The sequence below is a fragment of the Oerskovia sp. NPDC060287 genome (assembly GCF_042726775.1).
Taxonomy (GTDB): Bacteria; Actinomycetota; Actinomycetes; order Actinomycetales; family Cellulomonadaceae; genus Oerskovia; species Oerskovia merdavium.
Genome location: NZ_JBHXBO010000005.1, coordinates 24,268 through 30,267, shown reverse-complemented (window position 1 = coordinate 30,267; position 6,000 = coordinate 24,268). Strand labels below are relative to the sequence as shown.

The following is a 6,000-nucleotide window of genomic DNA, read 5'->3' as shown; positions in this document are numbered from 1 at the left end:
GGTTCTTCCACGCCGTCACTCACGCGTTAGTCCCGCGTGAGTCACGGCAGCAGTCACGGTCCCCCCGACCCGACCCGACCCGACCCGTCCTTAGTCTTTCGGCTCACCTCCGTTTTGGACGTGGAGACCAAGTCCAAATCGTCACCTACGTACCGCGCGAGCGGCACGACGGATTGGCCTTGGGATGCTGACCCGAACCGAGGTCGAACGCCTGGCCGCAGCCGCTAACGCGCTGCGACCCGACTGGCCCCTGCGATCGCTCTGCACCTTCCTTGAGCGCGACCACGCACACCGCGCCTACCGCGACGTCGCCGTCGCCCTCGCATGGGTCGCGACCGACCCGAAGACCCAGACCCCGAAGCGAATGAACGAGCTCGGGCCCTGGTGGCAGGCCGTCGCCGGCACCGAGACCGTCGGCGGCCGGTACACGCCCTGCGACATCGAGGGCGACGCCCACAGGTCCTTCCCCAAGGGCAACTGCTCGGCGTGCAGGGCCGATCAGCTCGCACGAGACACAGACACCCCACCCACCCAGGTCCAGCCCCTCACAGGGGCATACAGCACCGGCGCCAACCTCGTCCGGCAAGCAGCCGGACTCCCGACCAAGGAGCACCTATGACCATCGACATCACGACGATCCCGACGCCAGTCACGGACGCGAACCCAGGCCTGGCCGCCGCGATCCTGACCGAGCTCCGCAACGCCCTGCGCCAGACCGCACCCGACCCGACGCACCTCACGACGTCGGACCTGGACCGGTGGCTCCACCACGAAGCCCGCCGCCTCACCGAGCAGGCGCACGCTGACAGCGTCGCGTGGCTCGCCGCCCTCCCCGTCGGCGAGGCCGTCTCCCTCGAGACCCCCGACGGGCGCCGCGTCATCATCGCCCTCAAGACCGGCACCGCCCAGTCCCACGGCACGACCGACGCCTGGGCCACCACCAGCGGCGCCCTCACGACCGACATCATCGCCACCCGCCACCCCATCCACCTCGCGCCGGTCACGCGCACGACCGAGGAGGCCGGAGCGTGAGCACCCCAGCCACCCTCACCGCAACCCAGCTCGACGCCCTGACCCCGGGCTCCGCGATCCGCTGCACCACCGAACGCGGCCGCACGTTCCTCGCCCTCAAGATCGACCAGGGCACCGGGCGGCACAACCCGTCGCGCTGGAACACGACCGACGGCCCCGCCACGACCGTGCAGATCGCCGCCCACAACCCCGTGCACCTGCTCGCCGCGCTCCCTGCCCAGCCCGTGGTGGACGAGGCGAGCATCCGGGAGCGCATCGCCCGGCAACTCGAGGCCGAGCAGCAGCGTGCCCGCGCAGCACACCAGGCCGCGAACGTTGATCACTTCGCGCACGACTACTGCCGCTGGGACGGCCACGCCGAAGCCCTCGGGAACGCCGCCCGGATCGCGAGAGGAGCAACCCGATGAGCGCCCCTGACTACGTTGCCCAGGTCGCCGAGCTCCTCGGTCAGCACGAACTGGCCCAGCGTTACACCGTGCTCGACGACGTGTGCCGATGCAGCACCACGGTCAAGGACCACTGCACCCACCTGGCGGAGGTGTTGGCCGCTGCGGGCCTGATCCCCACGAGGACCGAATGGGGCTCTCGCATGACGTGGGACGGCCCGAAGGACCCGACCCGAGTGCCCCGCTCCCGCGCCGTGACCGACTGGAAGGACGCATGAGCACCGACGACCTGGCCGAGGCACTGAGGATCGCCGGGCAAGCTCGCTCGTTCACGGGCCCCAGTAGCCGAGAGCGGGCCCTCGTCGTGCTGGCCGACGAGGTAGACCGACTGCGGGCCGAGGCCGACAGCAAGGCACGCGACGGGCGCCTGCGACTCCGCGCGATGACCGCCGAGCGTGATGCGGCACGGGCAGCACTCGAACGCGTGCGGGCGTAACTTCACCCGCATGGGGGACCCCGACATGAGTACCTTCACTCATGTGAATCCGAAAAGCGCGATGGACCCCCTGACGTTCATCGATTCCATGACGGGCCACCTCATCTGGCCGATCGTCGTGCTCGTGCTCGTGTTGGTGCTGCACAAGCAGATCAAGGAGCTCCTGGGCCGACTCGAAGAAGGCGAAGCAGCCGGGGTGAAGGTCAAGTTGTCGAAAGATCTGGACACCGCCCTAGCGAAGGTCGAGGAGGTGCAGGCATCAACACCCATAGCGACGGCCAACCACGAGTCGTCGCCAGCGCCCGACGGCAGCGGCGAGCGCAAGCACGTCTGGCACCAGCAACTGGACAGGGTCCAGGAGGCGGCCCAGACGGGTCGCGTCTCCCCTCGAACCGCGGTCATTGAAGGATGGGTCTGGGTAGAGGCAGCACTAAACAACGCCGCCGAGGCACTCGGCCTTACCGGTCCAGGGCCCGTGGTTCGTCCTGACATGACAGCGCGAGCACTCGTGCGCGAGGGACGCTTCACGCCACAGTTGGCCGGTGCGCTGACGAGCCTGCGGCACGTGAGAAACCGGGCAAGCCATGACCGAGAGTTTGAGCTGTCGCCAGATGCCGCTGCTGACTATGTACTCGCATGCGCAAACATGATCGACCTAGTTGAGGCGGCAACTCTCCACATCACCCGGTCGAACGAACCGGGGAATGATAGGAAGTAACACCTACCATAGTTCCCCATCGTCGCCCGTTGACCAAGGTTGTACCCCGCAACCTTGGCCAACTGCGACGTAAGACCAGGTTGCAGGTGACCGCTAGGGGTACGCTACGTCCGGATCGGCCATTTGCTCGTCCGCATCGGACGGTTCGGCGCCATCGACCATCGGCGCAGCGCTTGGTAGGCGCTTGAGTCCACTTCGCTCGAGCACGAGGTCGACCGTTTCGAGCACGCACGACGCCTTGTAGACGATGCCGAGATCGATCGGCTCCGCGAAGCGAGCTACAGGCGTGGATGTGAGGACTTCAATCGTCCCTTCAGCGATGCGAGTGTGCACCGCTGCCAGCACACCCAGAAATATCACTCGGGTACCAACCGTCACGTCGCCTGAGCGTCCAGTGAAAGTTCCTCGGTCCAGAATGAAGACGGGGCTCCCGCTTGATCCAGGGAAGACCGATGCGTCGATCAGGAACGTCGGTCGGCCGCCGTAGTCGACACGAATCGGCGTGGCCGTTGAGCCGCGCCTCGCGATAGGCAGAAGGTTCACTCGATCATAGAGTCCGTTGGGGTACCCGATGAAGGTGACCGCCTCCATGGCATCGATGTCGTCATCGTCGGACAGCGTTAGCGCTGGAGTGATCGACTTGTAGAAGATCGGCACTTGCTTTTCTGCCATCAGATCGACGATGCGCCCCAGCGGCATCACCGCGACGTCGATGTCAGCCTCAGGGTGCCCCGTCCACCAGTCAGCGTCGAAGTCTTCCAGCGTAGGCGTCGATCCGAGCCCCAGCGCAGGCTCGTCGCCATTGGCGCGGACGAATCTCAGCGTGAGTCGCTCGGCACCGGCCAGGACGTGCTTGTTAGTCACCACGAACGATGCGAGACCCTTATCGGTGTCGACGGCATAGACGAAGCCCGTCCCTGTCCAGGTCCTCGACTTCGATCTCGCGTCCAAGTGGACCGGGTTGAAGAACAACCGTTCAGCAATGGTCTCAGCGAGCATCCCGGCCCCTTTTTTCGGATGGAGAGAGCGAAGCCAGCAGCATCCCATCCTTGGCCACCTAGGAGGCGGCCTCAAGGGGGTGAAATTATTCGGCAATGCGGTTTGCCACCGATGTGCTGGCTGAGTACCGTAGTCCGCCCACCGGAAGGCGAGCTGGCATGGACGCGCATACCACTCTGAATGCACGCACTGATCTCCTGTGGATCGTCGACCGTTGGCCCCGACTCCAAGCCCGGCTCCATGGCGGCGGTGGCAACGCCCTGACAGGGATGCCGTCCGGATCGAAAGAGGCCCCGCTCCCCATCGACGTAGGCGTCTCGGACCTGATGCGCGAGATCGAGGACCAAGCAAGGTTCTACGCCGCCGTCCTGCTCGACGAGATCCCACCCGAGCACGGATGCGACAAGCGATGCGTGAACGGGTGGATCGCCGTCGCCGCCGAGGCCACGAAGACCGGACGGCCTGTCCCGCCTGCACCAAGCTCGTGGGACTGCCCCGACCGGCGCGACCCCATCACCACATCCGCCATGCCCGCCCTGCTCGCACAGGTCGCCGTGCGATTCGGCCACTTCACGCAGGACGAGCGCGAGGCCCTCGACTTCTGCGACGAGGCCAACGACTTTCGCGAGCGGGTCCGCAAGACGCTCGAGCAGCCCGCTCCCCCGACCTACGTCGGACCATGCTCATCCCGCGGGGCTGACGGCGCCGGGTGCGGCGGCGAGCTCTACCTGCGCGAGGGGCGCGAGCGCGGGACCTGCCGGGAATGCGGGACCGAGTTCACGCACGACGAGCAACAGGCCTACATCAGCGACGCGCTCGAGGAGCGGCTCATGACGCCCGCCGAGATCGTGCGCGCGCTCAAGATCGTCGGGCGCGAGGTCAAGGCTGGCACCGTCTTCAAGTGGGTGCAGCGCGGCAGGCTCGAGGAAGTCGTCGACGGGCTGTACCGACTCGCCGACGCACTCGACCTCGCCGATCGGCCCAGGCACAAGCAGGTGGCGGCATGACGCTCACCGTCGGGGACCTCTAGTCGTCTTGCGGTCGACGTTCTGTCCACCTAACCTATGTTTAGGTGGGTTTCACCCATCAACAGACAAGGCCCCGAGGTTCGCCACGGGGCCTTCCTCATGCCCGCACTCGCCTGCGGGTTACGCCTTCTGCCGGGCAAACGCCGTGGCGATCGGGATCGCACTCTCGACGATCGTGTGGTCGCTTCCCTTGTCCAACACTCCAGTGTCCGCGGACGAGAAGACCGCTCGCACGAGCTCAGCAAGGATCAGGCTTCGGGCATCCTCGTCATCGACCGAGCGGGCGAAGAGTGAGAACGTCCGGAGGGCGTTCGCCTTCTGCTCGTAGACCGCACGCAGGTGGGTGTTCGTCCGGTAGATGCGCGATGCGAAGGCGACGCCGAAGGATAGGACCCCCAGGACGAAGGCGCGTGCAAGCACGTTGCGGACGAGGACCGACCAGTCCTCCGTCGCGGGCATGTGGCTGATGAGCCACCAGCCGACTCCGACGACAGCGGCCGCCATCACCACGACAGCGATCAGGGCCCAGCGCGCGGCCTTTCGGTGGTCGTCGGCCTGATTCTTGTAGTGGGTTGCGAGTTCTCCGGTGCCCGCCTCGCTCGTAAGCTCACGAACCTTGACCAGCAGGGCCTCGTGCTCCGTCGCGGCCTCCTTCGCCATAGTGAGTAGCCTCTCGGCCTGGGCAGTTCTCGCCATCCAGTCCGACGTGCCACCTTTCACGTGTGGCCGCGCATCTCTCATCCAGAAACTGAGAGCCCTCTGAATGCGTTGCTCCGCAGCCGAGAGGTTCTGATGCCCATTGGTGTCCCCAGTCGTGTGCACGGCCATGATGTTTGCCGCCACACCCAGTTCGTTCACCTGAGAACGAGCGCGTTGCAGCACCTCGTCGGAAAAGTCCCTCGGCTCTAAGCTGATCGCCACCAGCCGATCGCGCACGAACGTGTACTGCGCACCCAGGCCCGGAAAGCCAGTCGCCACGATCTGATCAAGCGTTTCCTGGGTGAAGTCGTCCAGCGGTGGACACTTCGTGAGGTCCAGCAGGCTCATCATGTTCCTCTCGTCAGTCGGCCGATCCTAGCGCGGCCTGCCCCTTCCCTCCGGGCCCCATACGCTCCCTGACGGGCTCGCTGGGACCCGTCAGGGACCACTAAGGGGTGAGATGCCTCAAGGATGGTCCCCCTGCTCCCGTTGTCCTGAGGTCGCACCGCCTGGTCGCTCGACCTGCGACGCGTGCCGAGCCGAGGCCGACAGGGCACGCAGGCCAGCAGGCAACCCCTACTCAACGAAGGGTCACCGCCGCTTCCGGGAGGACGTGCTTGCCCGCGACCCACGGTGCGTATG

At 66.2% G+C, this 6,000-nt stretch carries 9 protein-coding genes; 7 read left to right on the top strand and 2 right to left on the bottom strand.

Annotated elements, in window-relative coordinates:
• Positions 1-184: 184 nt before the first annotated feature.
• Genes ACFWFR_RS00960 through ACFWFR_RS00935 form a run of 6 tightly spaced genes read left to right on the top strand, consistent with a single transcriptional unit; the run spans position 185 to position 2,632 of the window.
• Entirely contained in the window at positions 185-619 is a 435-nt protein-coding gene (locus tag ACFWFR_RS00960; RefSeq protein ID WP_377620595.1) for a hypothetical protein, read from the top strand.
• The gene (locus ACFWFR_RS00955; RefSeq protein ID WP_377620593.1) at positions 616-1,032 is read left to right on the top strand and encodes a hypothetical protein; all 417 of its coding nucleotides are present in this window, start codon (positions 616-618) and stop codon (positions 1,030-1,032) included. The genes ACFWFR_RS00960 and ACFWFR_RS00955 overlap by 4 nt, the downstream gene beginning before the upstream one ends.
• Positions 1,029-1,439: a hypothetical protein gene (locus tag ACFWFR_RS00950; protein ID WP_377620591.1), complete on the top strand. Its 411-nt coding sequence runs from the start codon at positions 1,029-1,031 to the stop codon at positions 1,437-1,439. Before ACFWFR_RS00955 ends, ACFWFR_RS00950 begins: the two co-directional genes overlap by 4 nt.
• Entirely contained in the window at positions 1,436-1,696 is a 261-nt protein-coding gene (locus tag ACFWFR_RS00945) for a hypothetical protein (RefSeq protein WP_377620589.1), read from the top strand. The genes ACFWFR_RS00950 and ACFWFR_RS00945 overlap by 4 nt, the downstream gene beginning before the upstream one ends.
• A complete protein-coding gene (locus ACFWFR_RS00940; protein WP_377620588.1) occupies positions 1,693-1,914 on the top strand; it encodes a hypothetical protein in 222 nt (73 codons plus the stop codon). Before ACFWFR_RS00945 ends, ACFWFR_RS00940 begins: the two co-directional genes overlap by 4 nt.
• A gap of 25 nt (positions 1,915-1,939) precedes the next feature.
• Positions 1,940-2,632, top strand: coding sequence for a hypothetical protein (locus tag ACFWFR_RS00935; RefSeq protein WP_377620586.1), 693 nt, complete (start codon positions 1,940-1,942; stop codon positions 2,630-2,632).
• Positions 2,633-2,725: 93 nt separating this feature from the next.
• On the opposite strand, the gene ACFWFR_RS00930 is transcribed toward ACFWFR_RS00935, so the two are convergent.
• A complete protein-coding gene (locus tag ACFWFR_RS00930) occupies positions 2,726-3,631 on the bottom strand; it encodes a serine protease (RefSeq protein WP_377620584.1) in 906 nt (301 codons plus the stop codon).
• A 158-nt stretch (positions 3,632-3,789) separates the two neighbouring features.
• On the opposite strand from ACFWFR_RS00930, the gene ACFWFR_RS00925 reads away from it, so the two are divergent.
• Positions 3,790-4,638, top strand: coding sequence for a hypothetical protein (locus ACFWFR_RS00925; protein WP_377620582.1), 849 nt, complete (start codon positions 3,790-3,792; stop codon positions 4,636-4,638).
• 141 nt (positions 4,639-4,779) lie between these two features.
• Here ACFWFR_RS00925 and ACFWFR_RS00920 read toward each other — a convergent pair whose 3' ends face one another.
• Complete coding sequence (locus ACFWFR_RS00920; RefSeq protein ID WP_377620581.1) at positions 4,780-5,709, bottom strand: hypothetical protein; 930 nt, start codon at positions 5,707-5,709, stop codon at positions 4,780-4,782.
• Positions 5,710-6,000: the final 291 nt, after the last annotated feature.